Below are 17,101 nucleotides of genomic sequence, written 5' to 3' on the forward strand. Positions count from 1 at the left end.
CCCGCCTGCTGTGATGCGCTGTTGCGTTACGCCTGAACGATTTCCAGATGGCCGCGGCCCGCCAGCGTGGGCAGGTCCACCTCGGCCACGCACCGGACCTTGACGAAATCCAGCGTCAGGGTGCCGGCCAGACGCGCGGTGCCGGTGCCGTTGGCGAAATCGGCGTGGTTCAGGTCGCAAGCCTCCCGGTCCAGCCGCACGCCCAGCTCCGTCCCGCCCTTGGTCTCGGGGAAGCGGATGTGGACATAGCCGCGGTTGATGCCGTCGCGCAGGGCCGCGGCGGTCTTGTCCGGGCGCAAGCCCATCTCGATGGGGTGGGTGCCGGTGGACAGGTGGCGGATCAGGGCGCCGTCCTCCTCCGCCCCGTCATCGGCGGCGGGAGCGGGCGGCGGGTTCTTCGCCAGCTCTTCCATCTGCCGGCGCAGGCTCAAGGGCCGCATGTCGGTCCACACGGCCTCGATATGGGCCAGACAGTCGGCCTTGGGGCCGGTCTTGCCGGCGTCCTTCCAGCCCAGCGGGAAATCCCGGCCCGCCGGCCAGATGGAATATTGTTCTTCGGCGTTCACGACCACGGTGTAGAGGCCGGTGTCGTCCTGTTCGTCCTGCGCCATGGCTTTTCCCCAAAGTTTCTCGGTGACGGTGCGGGCACCCGCGTGTCAGGCCAGCGCGCTCGCCATCGCCCGCAGCAGCAGGTCGCGGTTGGAGCGCAAGAAGAAATGATCGCCCGGAAAGATCCGCAGCCGGGCGCCCTCGGTGGTGTGTTCGCCCCACGCCTCCACCTCGGTGGGCGAGACCTCGGCGTCCTGGCGGCCGGCGTAGAGCACCAGCGGGCAGCCCAGCGGTTCCCCCGGTTCGTGGCGGTAGCCGTCGCACAGGGCCAGATCGGCGCGCAGGGCCGGCAGGATGATCTCCACCAGTTCCTTGTGCTCGAACACCTCCCGCGGGGTGCCGCCGAACAGCCGCACCGCCTCCAGGAATTCCGCGTCGTCCAGCCCGATCAGCGGCTTGCGGCGCAGCGGCAGGTGGGCGGCGCGGTGGGCCGACAGGAACAGCATCTCCGGCATCGGCGCGCCCCGCCGCCGCAGGATGCGCGTCAGCTCGAACGAGATCAGCGCCCCCATGCTGTGGCCGAACAGGGCGAAGGGCCGGTCGGTGAAGGGCAGGATCTCGTCGGCCAGCCGCTCGGCCAGATCGCCCATCACCGTGAAGGGCGTGTCGCCCAGCCGGTTTTCCCGCCCCGGAAGCTGGATGGGGCACAGCTCCACCATGGGCAGGCTCTGCGCCCACCCGCGGTAGACCGACGCCCCGCCCCCCGCGAACGGCAGGCAGAACAGCCGCAGGCGCGCGGCCGGGTTGGGCGCCGGGCAGGTGATCCAACGGTTGAACACCGCCGCGGGCGTGGTCGGCGTGCTGGCGGCGGTGGCCGGCTGAAACGTCACGGGCATCCCTTTCCCATCTGTCGGTCGGACGTCCGGCTCATGGGACGTCTTCGGCGAGAAGATCATCGATATCCGTCAGCAGATCCAGCGCGGCGCGATGGGCGGCCCCATCCTGCGGCTGGTCCTCGCGGCTGCCGGCGGCGGCATCCCCCGCGGCACCGGGCAACTGGGCCTCAAGGAACCCGGCGATGTCGCCCACCGTCGGGTAATTGAACACCAAAGTGACCGGCAGCGGGCGCTGAAGCGCGTTGGCCAGGCCGTTGCGCAACTGCACCGCCATCAGGGAGTCCAGCCCCTGGTCGGTCAGGGGACGGGTGCCGTCCAGGGCCGCCGCGGGGATACCCAGGATGCGCTGGAGCGTGGTGCGGACCAGATCGTCCAGGATCCCCCGGCGCTGCTCCGCCGATCCCTGGTGCAACCGGATGATGAGGTCCGAGCCGGCGTCCGCCGCCGCCCCGGCCCCCGCCCGCCGGGCGCTGCCGCCCAGGTCGAGGAACAGGCTCTGCGCCTTGGGCAGTTGCGCCAGATAGGTGGCCCAGTCGGCGTCCATCACCCCCACCTGCACCGCATCGCCGCCCAGGATGCGCGACAACAGGGCGATGCCGTCGCCGGGCTGGATGCCGGTGAAGCCCTGACGGCCCAGCCGTTCGCGGATGGTGGGGTCGGATGTGGCGATGCCCACCTGCTCCCACGGTCCCCAGTTGATGCTGACCGCGGTCAGCCCCTGTGCCCGGCGGTGATGGGCCAGTGCGTCGAGGTAGGCGTTGGCCGCGGCATAGTTGGCCTGTCCGGGGTTGCCCAGCAGCGACGCCGCCGAGGAGAACAGGGCGAAGAAGTCCAGATCCAGCCCGCGGGTCAGGGTGTGCAGGTTCCACGCCCCGGCGGTCTTGGCCGGCAGGATGCTGCGGAACCGTTCCCACCCCTGGTCGGCCATCATGCCGTCGGCGATGCCGCCCGCCGCGTGGATCACGCCGCGCAGGGCCGGCGCCCCATGGCCGAATTCCCCGATGGCCGTGGCCAGCGCCCCGGCATCGGCGGCATCGGCCAGCACGGTGCGCACGGTGGCACCGGCCTGTTCCAGCCGGGCGATGGCCGCGGCGGCGTCCGCCGAGGGGGGCCGGCGGCCCACCAGAACCAGATGGCGCGCGCCTTCGTTCACCAGCCATTCCGCCGTCAGCAGGCCCAGGGCACCCAGGCCGCCGGTGATGAGATAGCCGCCGTCGGCCCGCACCGTCACCGGCTGGCCGGCGGCGGTCCTGTGCCCGGTCAGGCGGGCCACATGGCGCATGCCCCGGCGCCACGCCACCTCGCCCTCGTCATCGCTGGTGCGGAGCGTGGACAGCAGATCGTCGGCGGGCTGGGCCGCGGCGGGGTCCAGATCCACACAGGTGCAGCGGGTCTGCGGGTATTCCAGCCCCAGCGTCAGGCCCAGGCCCCACAGGGGCGCCTGTCCGGCGCGCACCGGTTCGGCATCGCCGGCCACGGCTTGGGCACCGCGGGTGACCAGCCACACGCGGGCAGCACCCAGCGCCCCGGCCTTGTCCAGCGCCTGCACCAGATGCAGGGCGCCGGCGCACGCGGCGTCGTCCGCCGGCTCGTCCAGGCCCCACAGGTGGATGACGCCGTCGTACTGCTCACCGGGGTCCAGGCTGTCCCGCAGCAGCCGGTCGAAATCCTGCGGCTGGGCCGGGTTCAGGCGGTAGGTGCCGTCGCCGGTGGCCGCGAACGCCGTCCCGGCAAAGGCCAGCACGCAGCGGGCGCCGTCGGCCTGCAGCGGGCGGGCCAGGCTTTCGGCCACGCCCTGGTTGTCGGCCAGCAGCAGCCAGCGCGACGGCGGGGCGGAGGCCGCCGCCGCCGGGGCCAGCGGGCGCCAGTCCTTGGCGTACAGCCGGCCTTCCGTGCCGGCGGTCAGGTGCCGCAGCACGTCCCGGCTGCGGGCGCGCCGGCCCTCGAACCCGATGAATTCCAGCACCAGCCGGTCGTTGCGGTCGAACACCTGCACGTCGGCGGCCACCCGGTCCTCGCCGCCGGCCGGACGCAGCACCAGATGCGCCCAGCAGTGGTCGGGGTCGGGATCGGCGTGGACGCGCACCGCCTCGATGCCGAACGGCAGCCAGGTGTCGCCGTCGGCCAGCGGGGCGGCGGCCAGCAGCAGCCCGAAGGCGGCATCCAGCAGGCCGGGGTGAAGGGGCCGGGATTCCAGCCCGCCCAGCGCCGCCGGCACCCGGATGGCGCAGACCGCCTCATCCTTGCCCAGACGGATGGCATCGATCCAGCGGTAGCTGGGGCCGAGACCGATGTGGCGTTCGGCCTGGGTGCGGTAGAAGCGTTCGGCCCCGATCTCCTCCGCGCAGCGCTCCCACACCGCGTGACGCGGCTGGACGCTGGCAGCGGCGGGGGGTAGCTCCCCGGTGTGCACCACGGCTTCCACATGGGTGGAGACCACGGGATCGTCGTCGCCGTCATCGTCGGCGAAGCTGACCAGCCGCAGCGCGGTCCGGTCACCCTCGGGCGTCAGCACCGCCTGCACGGTGACGGCCTGTCCGGCGGCAATGACGAGGGGCTGGACGAAGCCCACGTCCCGCACCACGCAGGCTGGCGATTTCCGGGCCTTGGCGACGGCGGCCAGCAGCATGGACAGGTAGCAGGCCCCCGACACCACCACCTCGCCGAAGATGCGGTGGTCGCCCAGCAGCGGCAGGTCGGTGACGCTGAAACGGTTCTCGTAGACCGTCGCCCCCAGGGCCGGCAGCCGCAGCCGCTGGCCCAGCAGCGGCGAGCCGGTGCGGCGCTGTGCCGGGCGGCCGGACTGGGCCGGACGGTCCAGCCAATAGCGCTGGCGCTGGAACGGGTATGTTGGCAGCGGCAGGCGGCGGCGCGTGTACGGCGCGTCGAACCCGGCCCAATCCACCGGACCCCGCACCGCCAGCCGGGCGAGGCTGTCGAGAAGCTGGTCCCAGTTGCCGCGGTGCTCGGCCAGGCTGGGCAGCCACAGCGCCGCATCGGCGTCCACACAGCCGGAGGCCAGCCCCAGCAGCGTGGGCTTCGGCCCGATCTCCACGAAGGTGTCGCAGCCGGCGTCCACCAGCGCTTCCACCCCCGCCCGGAACAGCACCGGCTGGCGGATGTGGCGGCACCAATAGGCGGCGGTCGCCACCTCGTCGGTGGCCGGGGCGCCGGTGACGTTGGACACCAGCGTGATGCTGGGTTCGGCGTAGGTGACGCGGGCCGCGGCCTGGGCGAAATCGCCCAGCATCGGTTCCATCAGCGGCGAGTGGAAGGCATGCGAGGTGCGCAGCGTGCGGGTGCCGATGCCCCGGCGTTCCAGCTCCGCCCGGATGGTGGCGATGGCGTCCGCGGCACCGGACAGCACGGTGTGGGCCGGGCCGTTCTCGGCGGCGACGGCGACACGCCCGGCCACCGGGTCCAGCAGGGGACGGATGTCGTCCAGCCCGGCGAACACCGCCATCATTTCACCGTCGCGGGGCAGGGCCTGCATCAGGCGGGCACGGGCGGCGACCAGCGTCAGCGCGTCTTCCAGGCTGAAGACCCCGGCGATGCAGGCGGCCACGTATTCGCCCAGGCTGTGGCCCATCACCGCGTCGGGCACGATCCCCCACGACTGCCACAGCTGGGCCAGCGCGTATTCCACCGCGAACAGGGCCGGCTGGGCATAGAGGGTGTCGTCGAGATCCACGTCCGGCGATGCCCCGCCGGCGGGGTAGAGGATGGCGGTCAGGGAACGGCCCAGCAGCGGATCGAGGATCGCCGCACAGCGGTCCAGATGCGCGCGGAACACCGGCTGGGTTTCATAGAGTTCCCGGCCCATGCCCACGTACTGCGCGCCCTGGCCGGTGAACAGGAAGGCGATGCGGTCGCGTTCCTGCGCGTCGGCCTGACCGCGGACGATGCCGTCGGCGTCCGTCCCGCCGTCGGCGACGGTGCCGAGGGCGGATGCCAGCTCGGCCACCGACCCGGCGGCCACCGCCACCCGGTGGTTGAACGCCTTGCGCCCGGTGTTGGCGGTGAAGCAGACGTCGGCCAGCGCAGCGTCGGGGTTGGCGCCGAGGAAGGCGGCATAACGCCCGGCCAGCTGGGCCAGGGCGGTTTCGTTGCGGGCCGACAGCGTCAGGATGTGGCGCGGACGCTCCGCCCCGGCCTCGATCACGGCGGGCTGGGGCGCTTCTTCCAGGATGACGTGAGCGTTGGTGCCGCCGATGCCCAGCGAGTTCACGCCCGCGCGCCGCGGGGTGCCGCCGGTGGCGGGCCACGGCGTCAGTGTGGTCGGCACGTAGAACGGGCTGTTCTCGAAGTCGATGGCCGGGTTGGGCGTGTCGAAATGCAGGTTGGCGGGGATCGCCTTGTGCTCCAGCGCCAACGCCGCCTTGATGAAGCCCGCCATGCCCGAGGTGATCTGCAGGTGCCCGACGTTGGTCTTGACCGACGCGATGGCGCAGAAGCCCTTTTCCTCGGTGTGCAGGCGGAAGGCCTGGGTCAGGGCGTTGATTTCGATGGGGTCGCCCATCTCGGTGCCGGTGCCGTGGGCTTCGATGAACCCGACGGTCTCGGGGGCGATGCCGGCGACGGCCAGCGCCTCGGCCACCGCCGACGCCTCGCCCTCGCCCGACGGGGCCATGTAGCCCACCTTGTCGCCGCCGTCGTTGTTGACCGACGATCCCTTGACCACCGCCACGATGTGGTCGTTGTCGCGCAGCGCGTCGTCCAGCCGCTTCAGCACCACCACGCCGACGCCGCTGCCGAACACCGTGCCCTTGGCCTGGGCGTCGAAGGCGCGGCAATGGCCGTCGGGCGACACGATCATGCCGTCCTGGTACAGGTGCCCGGCCCGGTGCGGGATCTGCACCGCCGAACAGGCGGCCAGGAACATGTCGGCCTCGCCGTTCAGCAGCGATTGGCAGGCCATGTGAACCACCACCAGACCCGTGGAGCACGCGGTCTGCACGTTCACGCTGGGGCCGCGCAGGTTCAGCTTGTACGACAGGCGGGTGGGCAGATAGTCCTTGTCGTTGGCGACCATGAGCTGGAAACCGCCCATGGAATCCAGCGTCGTCACGTCCAGATTGTCCAGCAGGTCCAGCGTGCCGCGGTTGGGATGGACGTTGTTCAGCAGATAGGTGTTCATGCTGGCGCCGGCATAGACGCCGATCTCGCCGCGGTAATTGGTGGGGTCGTAACCCGCACTTTCCAGCGCTTCCCACCCGCATTCCAGCAGCAGCCGCTGCTGCGGGTCCATCAGTGCTGCGTCCATCGCGTTGTAGCCGAAGAACTCGGCGTCGAAGCCCTCGATCTCCGACAGGATGGGGCTGGCCTTCACATAGCCGGCGCGGCGGACCACCGACGGGTCGATCCCCGACGCGATCACCTCGTCATCGCTGAAGAAGGTGATGGATTCGGTGCCGGCGGCGAGATTCTCCCAGAACGCATCGGTGGTGTCGGCGCCGGGGAAGCGGCAGGCCATGCCGATGACGGCGATGTCGCGGCTGCTGCGGCTGCCCGCCGCCTCGGCCCGCGCCTTGGCGCGGTCGGCACCGCGCTGGGACGGGTTGGCCTGCTCGATGCCGTCGGTCAGGATCTGAACCAGCGCGCGGATGGTGGGGTATTTGAACAGGTCGGGCAGCGACAGGCGGGGGCCGAATTCGGCCACCAGCCGGTGATGGGCCTGCACCAGCAGCAGCGAATGGCCGCCCAGTTCGAAGAAGTCGTCGTCCACGCCGACCTCGGCCACGCCCAGCACGTCCTGCCAGATGCCGGCGATCTTCAGCTCGATCTCCGACGCCGGCACCTGACGCGGCCCGTCGCCGCGCCCGCCGCCGCTCATCAGCACCGCCAGCCGCTCACGGTCCACCGCCCCCGTCACGGTGATGGGCAGTTCGGGCAGGTATTGCAGCGGCGTTCCCGGACGGCACGCCGGCAGGCGGCCATAGGTGTCACCGGCGAACAGGCGCTGGTAGAACGGGTGCTCCTGGAACCGCTTGGCGTGGTGCATGGAGGCGTGGGTGAAGGGAACCGTCTCGCCGTTGGCGCGGATCAGCGCGCCCTCGATGATGAATTCCGGGTTCAGCCCGTTGTCGCACACCCGGCGGTGGATGGTGGCTTCCACCCGGTCGCCGGCGGCCACGTCCACGCCCGGCTCGAACACCGGCATATAGACCGGCAGCCAGCTGTGTTCGTGCTCCAGAATGTCGATCACCTCGCCCTCGATGGTGTGGAGCTTCAGCCACACGAGGAACCCGTCGAGACGGGATGCCTTGTCGATGGGCAGGGTGATGGTGTGGTCTTCCTCCAGCGTGATCGGTTTGCTGTAGTCGAGATCCTCGAAGATGTCGGGGGCCGACAGCAGATGATCGTGGGGGAACTTCTTGATGCAGACGCGCAGGTCGAACGGATAGCCGATCTGGTCGAAGATCTTTTCCGTGTACGACGCCGGCACCCGGTGGAAGCCGGGGTTGTTCAGGATGGCGTCGGGCAGGCGGGCCGCGGCGATGACGGTGGTGCTGCGCACCGGGATCATCACCCCGCCCGGACGCAGCAGCCGGTGGGCGTCGTTGATGATGACCGCCGAGCCTTCGCAGCCGCCGATGGGGCCGACGATTTCCGACACGCACACGTCCGCCGGCTCGGGCAGGTTCACCTCACCCGCTTCGCCGTGGAAGACGGTGATGCGGTCGGACAGCCCCAGGCTTTCGATGTGGGCGACGGCCAGTTCGAAGGCGCGGTCGCCCTTTTCGATGGCATAGACCTTGCGCGCCCCGGCCTCCAGCGCCAGCCGGGCCAGGATGGCCTCCTTGCCGGTGCCGACGTCCACGGCGATCTTGCCCTTCACCGTGCGTTCCAGTGCCGTGCGGTATTTTTCGTTGCGCCGCTCGTCGTTGGCCAGCGCGTAATAGATCAGGTCGTCGTAGACGTAGTATTCGGCCACCGACGGCCACAGCTCGATCTGTTCGGCGGCGGCGGTTTCCGGCTGGCGGAGCTGGACGAAGGTGGCGGGCGCCACCGTGCCGAAGGCGTCCACCGGCAGCGGCAGGCCGGCATCCGCCGGGGACAGCAGGCGGGGGGCGGTGAAACAGGCGGTGCGGGTCACCGGCTCCAGCGGGCCGTCGGTGCGGCGCACCCGCACGCGGGCGTCCGCCTCGTCGATGCCGATCAGCAGCCGGCCCCGGCCCAGACGCACGCCGGCCAGCAGGGTGTTCAGGCCGCGCGCCGCATCCGCGGTTCCGGCGGCGTCCAGGGCGGCGCCATGAACCGCCACGCCGGCCGCGGCCAGCCGCTGCGCCAGGGCGTCCAGGAACGCGGCCTCGGCCGCCGCCGCCGGGCTGCCGCCCACCGCATGGGCGGTGGTGGCGAACAGGATGACCGCGGCACCGCGGCCCTGCGCCTGTTCCGCCAGGGTTTCCACGCGGGCCAGGGCATCGGCGAAGGCGGTGTCGTCCGCCCCGGCGCCGTCCGCCGGCAGGTGGATCACGCCGTCCAGGGCATCGCCCCACGCGGCGGGAAGGCTGTCGAGGCCGGTGCCGTAGACGCAATCGCCGCCCACGGCCTGCAGCCGCCGCAGGGCCGCGGCCTGCCCGTCGCCGGGGACCGCGTCACGGCCCAGCAGCAGCACCCGCGCGTGATGGCGGGCCAGCAGAAATTCCGCCAGATCCGGGCCGAACCCGTCCAGGCCGTTGTTCAGCACATAGACGCCGTTGCGGCGGAACGGGCTGGTCCACCCGGCCTCGTCCGCGCGGGCGGCCACGTCCACGGCGCGCAGGCCGGCAACCCAGCGCTGCCCATCGCGCAGCGCCACGCGGGCGTCGACGGCGGGCGTCAGCGCCTCGCGCACCAAATCGGCGGGGTCCACCGTGTCCGTCACATCCACATGGCGGACGTCGAGTGCCGGCAGAGTCCGGGCGATGGTTTCCACCACGCCCGGCAGAACGGCGCGGGCCGGGGCGGCGGTGTCGCCCGCCAGCACGGATTCCGCACCCGTGGACACCACCAGCAGACGGATCGGACGCTCGGCGGGCAGGCTCCGCGCCAGCGCCAGCAGGGCACGGGCGTCCCGCTCGGCCCGCTCCAGGCTGCCGTCGGCGCCAAGGGCGGACAGGTGCAGCACCGTGCGCACGCCGTCCAGATCCGGCAGGGACTGGCCCGCGGCGGCGGTCACGGCGGCGATGCCGGCGGCGGCCAGGGCATCGGCCACACGGCGGCCCACACCCTGCTCATCCAGAACCACCAGACAGGTGCCGTCCGCCGGCTGCGGGGCGTTGACCAGCTCCTTGCGCTGCCACACCGCCTCCAGGAAGCGGTCGGGCAGGGCGCGTTCGCTGCCGGTCAGGGCATCCACCCGGTCCAGCGTGTCCTGGAAATCGCCGTTCTGGAACCGCGTGGTCAGCCGCTTGTGCTGGATCTTGCCGATGGCGGTCTTCGGAATCGTGTCCAGATCCACCGGGATCAGATAGTCGGCCTTGATGCCCAGCTGCTTGGTCAGGCGCATCTGGATGGCCCGCAGCAGCGGGCGCAGCACCGCGTCGGCGGTGAAGGTGGTGTGGAAGAACACCGCCAGCTTCTGGTCGTCGCTGCCCGCCGCGCGCACGGCGCAGGCGGCGCTGAACGACGGGGTGACGCCGTCCACCTGCTCGACGATGCCTTCGATCTCGCTGTTGTAGAAGTTGGCGCCGTTGATGATGATGCCGGCCCCGGCGCGGCCCGCCAGGAACATCTCGCCGTCGATGATGAAACCGACGTCGCCGGTTTCGAACCATCCGTCGGCGCGGAAGACGGCGTTGGCCTCGGTGTTGCCGAAATAGCCGGGCGACACGGCGGCGCCGCTGAACTGGAGATGGCCGGCCACCCCCTGGGGCACCACGCGCTGCTCGTCATCGACGATGCGCATGGTCATGCCGGGGATGACGGCGCCGAGGCTGGCGAAGGAAATGGCGGTGTCGTCGTCGGGATCGGCGGCGCGCAGCGTGCCGCCCAGGGATGTGCGGTCGATGTGGTGGAAGGTCAGCGACCGCCCGTCCTGCGGGCAGTGATAGGTGACGCCCGACCCCATCTCGGCCATGCCGAACGCGGTGCGTACCACCGACGGCTTCAGCCCGAACGGCGCCAGCCCGGCCAGGAATTCGCGGGTGGCCGTGCGGGTGATCATCTCGCCCGCGGTCAGCAGCCCCTTGACGCACGACAGATCCCAGTCGCCGGGCCGCTCGTTCTTCAGCGCCGCACTGACCAGGGAATAGGCGAAGTTGGGCGCCCAGCTGTGGGTGACGCGGTAGCGGTGGATCAGCTCCATCCACTGCAGCGGACGGCCCAGCACGGTTTCCTTGGGCGCATAGACCAGCGTGCAGCCCAGTGCGATGCAGCGGATGTGCCAGTCGGAAATGCTGCCCACATGGTCGAAGGGCAGCCAGTTCAGGATCACGTCGTCCGACGCATGGCCGCACAGCAGGTTCACGCCCCGCGCGCGCGCCAGCACGTTGCCGTGGGTCAGCATCACCGCCTTGGGCGCGCCGGTGCTGCCCGACGACAGGGTGTAGAACGCCACGTCGTCCGGCTGGGCCGCGTGGGTGCCGGTGTCGGGGTCGCCGCCGCGCAGATCCTCGATGGCGGCCAGACGGGATTCGCCCAGAACCGGGGTCTGGGCGATGGCCTGGGCGCGGCTGGCCGTGGCCAGCACCAGCGGACGGCCCAGCAGATTCCAGATGTGGGTCAGGTGGTCGAGCGCCCGGCTTTCCACGTCGTACGCCATGGGCACCGACACGATCACCGGCTGGATGCCGCCCAGAACGCAGCCCCAGAACGCCTTCAAGATATCGTCGTTGCGGTCGAGCTGCAGCACCACCTTGTCGCCGGCCCCCAGGCCCAGGCGGCGCAGGCCGCCCAGCACCCGGCGGGCGGCGTCGGCCAGCGTGCCGTAATTGCCCACGTGCTGGGTGCCGTCGGCCTCGATCTGGATGATGGCGGCGTCCTGCGGCGCCCGGCGCAGCAGCTCGGGCAGGGTGCGGGGCGCGTCCGCGCTCTGCGGCAGCGGCGCGCCCCGGCACAGCGACGGGGCGGCGGGTTCGGCGTCACGCTCCGCGGCGGTGGCGGCGGCAGGGGCTTCCGCCGTGCGGGAATCGATGGACGACGGCAGCACGCCGCGCAGCAGCCGGTCAACGGCCACGAACCGCCGGGCATCCTCCCGCGGGCCCGGCAGGCAGGCCGCCTGCTCCACGTCCGGGTGGGCGGCGACGGCGCTTTCCCACGCCGGGATGAGGGTGTCGTCCCACACCGGCAGGTTTTCCAGGGCGGCCCGGTCGGGCGCCCCCCCGGCGGTCAGCGGCATGTGCAGCACGGGCACGAACGCCGCGATCCGCCCGCCGGCCAGCGCGTGCAGCCGGAGGCGGACCGCGTCGAAGTCACGCGGATCCTCAACCACGACGTAAGCGGCAAGAACGGTTTCACCCGATGGTTTCCGCCGCTCGAAAACAACGCATTCCTTGACGGACGGATCGTTGAGCAAGTTTCCGGCGTGGGCGGTCAAATCATCATCGCCCTGCGACGGCACCGCAACCAAATGGTTCTGACCGTCGTTTTTGGCCTGGGAACGGCCGTTGACTTCGAAGGACGGGTTCATCGAAAGCCAAGATCCTTTCCTGTATAGGCCATAAACAGTGAATCGGAAGAAGACCGATTGCTGTTAAAATAACTTGGCCAGCTTCACCTGCGGCGCAGGTTATGCAGACAAGTCCGTTTGGTCAAGATCGGGATTCGCGGTGTATTGGATTTATTTTTGTCCGCATGAACGTTGATTACTACATTGTTATCGAAGGGTAATACACATATATGCAATTTACGATGGATTACGAACGTAACCTGACGAAACTATTGCATGGTGGCATTATCTATAATACTTGGTCGCCTGGTATTATTAATGGAGGCTCATATTTCGTCCGTGGTCGGGTCTTGTGATCCATGCGGATAATTACGCGTTGCGCGTATGGCAACGGCCTCTTGCGGTGGTTTGCGTTTGTATGCGTTGCGGTTTGGTTATGAATTTACGTCGGCCTTTACAGGGATCGATGCAATATGATTATATCGGTTTTAGCAATGATTTGTCCATTCCGATGCTCTAAAAATTCAGAGGCATGTTAAATATGGTTGCGGACCGGCATTGAATTGAACCGTAGCGATGCTCGCTTGCGGGGATTTTCTTGGATATGGCGGCACAATCAATGCGAGGGGACGGCCATGTTGATTGTGGTTTATCTTGTTTTATGCTTGGCGGTCGCCCTTGCCGGGCGGCGTGGGCGTATTGGTTTTATTGGATATTTCGTCCTGTCCATCGTTTTTACCCCGCTTGCTATGCTGGTCTTTCTGATCGTCAGCCGGTGGGATCAGAAACGCAAGTCGCGCAAACGTACGGATATATGCGATCATTGCGAGCATGAGATTCGGGCCATGTCGGAAAAACGCCATTGTGCCCATTGCGGGCGCCCGATGTGAGAATGCCCGCGCGCCCCGCACGCCCTGACCCCGTTCACACGATGCCGGGTGCCGTCTGATGGAATTCCTACACCTGCTCCGAAGCGAGGCGGTGCCCAACCTGCGGCGCATCCTCATGATGGCGACGGTCGCCGGGCTCAGCAACGCCCTGGTGCTGGCGCTGATCAACGCCGCGGCCAACCTCGACAAGGATGAGCGGGGCAGCATCACCACCCTGGGCCTGCTGTTCATCATCGTGGTCGGCACCTACACGGTGGCGCAGCGCTTCGTCATGTCCTCCACCGCGCGGGAGGTGGAGCGGATCATCCACCGCATCCGCTGCCGGCTGATCCGGGAAATCCGCAACTGCGAGCTGGATGGGATGGAGCGGATCGGCCGCACCAGCATCTTCAACGGCCTCAGCAAGGAAATCCAGACCATCGCCCAGTCGGGCAACATGCTGGGCATGCTGTTCCAGAACGGCGTGCTGCTGGTGTTCGCCACGCTGTACCTCATCCTGGTGTCGCTGCCGGCCTTCGTCCTGACGCTGGTCTTCACCGCCGGGGCCACCTCGCTCTATCTGGCGCGCATGGCGCGCATCAACACGGCGATCCACGAGGCGACGCAGGCGGAATACCGGCTGCACGACCTGCTGGGCGGTATCCTGGACGGGTTCAAGGAAATCAAGCTGAACGACCGCCGCAGCGCCGAATCGGCCGCCGACGTGATCCAGGCGTCGCTGAACGCCGCCGACGAACGGACCAAGGCGCAATCGGAATTCGGGCGGACGTTCGTGTTCACGCAGAACGTCTTCTTCCTGCTGCTGGGCACGGTGGTGTTCCTGGTGCCCATGCTGAGCGACACCCCCAGCGACAGCCTGGTGAAGGCGACGTCGGCGGTTCTGTTCCTGTTCGGGCCGCTGGCCGCGGTGGTGTCGTCGATTCCCATCCTGGCCAGCGCCAACGCCGCCGCGGGCGCCATCGCCGAGCTTGAAACGCTGCTGCGCAAGACGGCGGAGAACGGGCGGAAGGTGGGGCGGAGCACGGACGCGGCGGCGGAACCGCCCGCGTTCCAGGAAATCGAGCTGCGCGACGTGACCTTCTGCTTCGACGACGGGCAGCGCGAACGCCCGTTCCAGGTCGGTCCCATCAACCTGACCCTGAAGCCCGGCGAGACCGTGTTCATTTCCGGCGGCAACGGGGCGGGCAAATCCACCTTCATGCGCCTGCTGACCTCGCTCTACTGGCCGCAGGGGGGGATGATCCTGCTGGACGGGCAGCTCCTGGAACACCACGCGGTGCATAAATACCGCGCTCTGTTTTCCACCGTGTTCAGCGACTATCACCTGTTCAAGCGGCTCTACGGCATCGACGAGGAGGCCCGCGCCCGGGCGGAGGCGCTGATCGCGGAATTCGAGCTGTCGGACAAGACCTCCCTGACCGGCAACGAGCTGTCCACCGTCGATCTGTCGGCGGGCCAGCGCAAGCGGCTGGCGCTGATCGTCGCCATGATGGAACGGCGCCCCATCTGCGTTCTCGACGAATGGGCCGCCGACCAGGATCCGTATTTCCGGCGCAAGTTCTATGAGGACGTGATCCCGAAGATGAAGGCTGCCGGTACGACGGTCATCTGCGTCACCCATGACGACCGCTATTTCGGTCTGGCCGACCGCCGCATCCATCTGGAAGAGGGCCGCATTGTGATGGACAGCAGGGAGACGCCGGATGCTTAGGTTCTTCAGACGCATCCGGCGGGCCATCGTCGGTTTCATGGCCGACCACGCGCCCGAAACGGTGATCGTGGTCTTCATCATCGCCTTCGTGCTGGTGGTGTTCCGGCACGAGATGTTCATCTCCATCGGTCCCGGCCATTACGGCGTGCTGTGGCGCCGCTTCGGCGGCGGCACCGACACGTCCCATCTGTACGGCGAAGGGATGCACCTGATCTTCCCCTTCAACAAGATGTACATCTTCAACGGCCAGGTGCAGATGGAGGAGGAGGATCTCGATGTCCTGTCCTCCGACGGGTTGAAGATGCAGGTCAACGTGGTGTACCGCTTCAGCCTGAACCCCGACCACATCGGGGCGCTCGCCAAATACGTCGGCCCGGACTACAAGAAGAAGCTGGTCGCACCCCAGGTGGCGTCGCTGGCCCGCAACATCTTCTCCAACAACACGCCCGAGGAAATCTTCTCGGCCCGCCGTCAGGACATCGAGGATTCGCTGACCGACGATGTGCAGGGGCGGCTCGATTCCATGTTCCAGCCGGCCTGGCACAACGGGCCGCCGCTGTCCTTCGTCAAGGTGTGGGACGTGCTGATCCGCGGCATCACCCTGCCGCCGGCGGTCGCCGCCGCGGTCGAGCGCAAGAACGAAGCCAAGCAGAACAACGAGGCGTACGATTACCGCCTGCTGAGCGAGGCCAAGGAGGCCCAGCGCAAGCTGATCGAGGCCGAGGGCATCGACAAGTTCCAGCAAAAGGTTTCCCCCAGCCTGACCGACAGCTATCTGCAATGGCAGGGGATCCAGGCGACCCGCGCGCTGGCCGAATCGCACAACAGCAAGATCGTCGTCATCGGCGGCGGCAAGAACGGGATGCCGGTCATTCTGGGGGGGCTGGACGACGCCAAGACGGCCACGTCTTCCGACAAGACACCGGCCGACAAGACGCCGGCCGAGAAGACGCCTTCGGACAAGGCGCCTGCCGACAAGGCGTCTTCCGATTCCCAGGCCAAGCCGTCCACCAATTCGACGGACGGTGCTGCCAAATCCACGCCGGACGCGGACGGCACGGCGAAGCCATAGGACGGCGGGGTCATAAGGATGCGGATCAACCGCCGAACGGTCATCGCCGGATTGCTTGCCTCCATGGGCGGCGTTGCGGAGGCGGCCCACCCCGTCCGGGCGGCGGCGCAGCTGCGCAAGCTGAAACCGCTGGTGCCGGAAGAGGATGTGCTGCTGCGGATCGCCGGTGACGATGCCGCCAGCACCACGCTCATTCCGCAGGTCGCCGCCAATCTGCTGAAGCTGCAGGGCGCGCAGAATATCGAGATCCTGCCGGCCCCCGCCCCGTGGACGATTCAGGTCCGGGGCCGTGTGCTGCCGGAAACCGATGTTTCCATCCTGATCCGCGCCACCTCGACCACCGAAGGGTACGAGTGGCTGAGTTCGGGAAAGGCCGACGTGTGGCTGGCCGCACGCCCCGCCACGCCCATGGAAATGGATGGGCTGCGCGCCGCCGGCAAGCCGATGTTCGCCCGCATCGCCCGTTTCGCCCTGGTGATGGCGGTCCACCCCGAAAACCCGGTCCAGACGCTGACCCACGATCAGGTGCGCGACATCTACACCGGCGACGTGACCGACTGGTCGGAGGTCGGCGGTGCCGCTGGTCCGATCCATCCCTATGGCCGTAGCGCTGGGTCGGCGAACGACGGCACCTTTTCCGAGTTCTTCTATGACGGGTCGGAGGTGTCGGGCATGGTGCGCCATGTGCCGCTGTTCACCGACATGCACCGGGAAATCATCCGCAACCGGCACGGCATCGGCTATCTGTCCACCAGCCACGACACGGGTCTGAAGCGGATCCAGTTGACCGTCGATGGCCGCGTCACCTCCCTTCCCGACGCCTATGGCCTGGAAACCGAGGATTACCCGCTGGCCAATGCGCTGTTCCTGTTCCGGCTGGAGAAGCCGGGCATGGATATGGCCGAAGCCTTCGTGCGCGAAGCCCGGTCGCCGCGTTCGGAATATCTGATGATGCGGATGGGCTTCCGGGCGGCGAAACCGCAGCTTCTGTGGCCGCCGCATCCCCGGCCGCTGCCGTCCCGGACCGAGATCGCCGCCTACACCCTGAACGCCGTGCGCGTCAGCATCACCATCCATTTCCCCGGTGATTCCGACGAGCTGGACGAAACGGCGCTTCAGGACATCCGCGATCTGGTGGTCTATCTCCGCCGTCTGTCGATCCCGAACGGCGGGCTGGTCCACACATGCCATGCGGAAAACAGTGGCGACCTGTCCCTCAACCGCCACACGTCCCTGCGGCTCGGCGAAATCTTCGCCGCGGCCCTGCGGGAGGAGAACTTCGTCGCGGGCGAACTGGTTCCCATGGGGGCGGCGCTGCCGCTGGCCGACGACATCACCCCCGCCGGGCGCCGGGCCAACCGCCGGATCGAAACCTGGATCCGGCCCTGACCC

At 68.7% G+C, this 17,101-nt stretch carries 7 protein-coding genes; 4 read left to right on the top strand and 3 right to left on the bottom strand.

Annotated elements, in window-relative coordinates; genetic code table 11:
• Positions 1 to 26 precede the first annotated feature (26 nt).
• The 3 genes from M2352_RS26675 to M2352_RS20890 are packed head-to-tail and all read right to left on the bottom strand — an operon-like array spanning position 27 to position 12,057.
• Entirely contained in the window at positions 27 to 611 is a 585-nt protein-coding gene (locus M2352_RS26675) for an MbtH family protein (protein ID WP_264666460.1), read from the bottom strand.
• A 45-nt stretch (positions 612 to 656) separates the two neighbouring features.
• On the bottom strand, positions 657 to 1,439 hold the full coding sequence (locus M2352_RS20885; protein WP_264666461.1) for a thioesterase II family protein: 783 nt from the start codon (positions 1,437 to 1,439) through the stop codon (positions 657 to 659).
• Positions 1,440 to 1,476: 37 nt separating this feature from the next.
• On the bottom strand, positions 1,477 to 12,057 hold the full coding sequence (locus tag M2352_RS20890; protein WP_264666462.1) for a type I polyketide synthase: 10,581 nt from the start codon (positions 12,055 to 12,057) through the stop codon (positions 1,477 to 1,479).
• A 614-nt stretch (positions 12,058 to 12,671) separates the two neighbouring features.
• Between M2352_RS20890 and M2352_RS20895 the strand changes: the two genes are divergently transcribed.
• From M2352_RS20895 to M2352_RS20910, 4 genes are read left to right on the top strand one after another with little or no spacing between them, the layout of a single operon-like run.
• On the top strand, positions 12,672 to 12,926 hold the full coding sequence (locus tag M2352_RS20895; protein ID WP_264666463.1) for a hypothetical protein: 255 nt from the start codon (positions 12,672 to 12,674) through the stop codon (positions 12,924 to 12,926).
• Between the two features lie 58 nt (positions 12,927 to 12,984).
• The gene (locus M2352_RS20900) at positions 12,985 to 14,637 is read left to right on the top strand and encodes a cyclic peptide export ABC transporter (protein ID WP_264666464.1); all 1,653 of its coding nucleotides are present in this window, start codon (positions 12,985 to 12,987) and stop codon (positions 14,635 to 14,637) included.
• Positions 14,630 to 15,709 (top strand): prohibitin family protein, encoded by a 1,080-nt coding sequence (locus M2352_RS20905; protein ID WP_264666465.1) that lies wholly within the window; start codon positions 14,630 to 14,632, stop codon positions 15,707 to 15,709. The genes M2352_RS20900 and M2352_RS20905 overlap by 8 nt, the downstream gene beginning before the upstream one ends.
• An 18-nt stretch (positions 15,710 to 15,727) precedes the next feature.
• Complete coding sequence (locus M2352_RS20910; RefSeq protein ID WP_264666466.1) at positions 15,728 to 17,098, top strand: substrate-binding domain-containing protein; 1,371 nt, start codon at positions 15,728 to 15,730, stop codon at positions 17,096 to 17,098.
• Positions 17,099 to 17,101 lie beyond the last annotated feature (3 nt).

This window comes from Azospirillum fermentarium (assembly GCF_025961205.1).
In the GTDB taxonomy this organism is placed as follows: domain Bacteria; phylum Pseudomonadota; class Alphaproteobacteria; order Azospirillales; family Azospirillaceae; genus Azospirillum; species Azospirillum fermentarium.

Excerpts from the sequence above, each read along its gene's own strand:
- M2352_RS26675 (WP_264666460.1), bottom strand. The coding sequence starts at position 611 with ATGGCGCAGGACGAACAGGACGACACCGGCCTCTACACCGTGGTCGTG.
- M2352_RS20890 (WP_264666462.1), bottom strand. The coding sequence starts at position 12,057 with ATGAACCCGTCCTTCGAAGTCAACGGCCGTTCCCAGGCCAAAAACGAC.
- M2352_RS20895 (WP_264666463.1), top strand. The coding sequence starts at position 12,672 with ATGTTGATTGTGGTTTATCTTGTTTTATGCTTGGCGGTCGCCCTTGCC.
- M2352_RS20900 (WP_264666464.1), top strand. The coding sequence starts at position 12,985 with ATGGAATTCCTACACCTGCTCCGAAGCGAGGCGGTGCCCAACCTGCGG.
- M2352_RS20905 (WP_264666465.1), top strand. The coding sequence starts at position 14,630 with ATGCTTAGGTTCTTCAGACGCATCCGGCGGGCCATCGTCGGTTTCATG.
- M2352_RS20910 (WP_264666466.1), top strand. The coding sequence starts at position 15,728 with ATGCGGATCAACCGCCGAACGGTCATCGCCGGATTGCTTGCCTCCATG.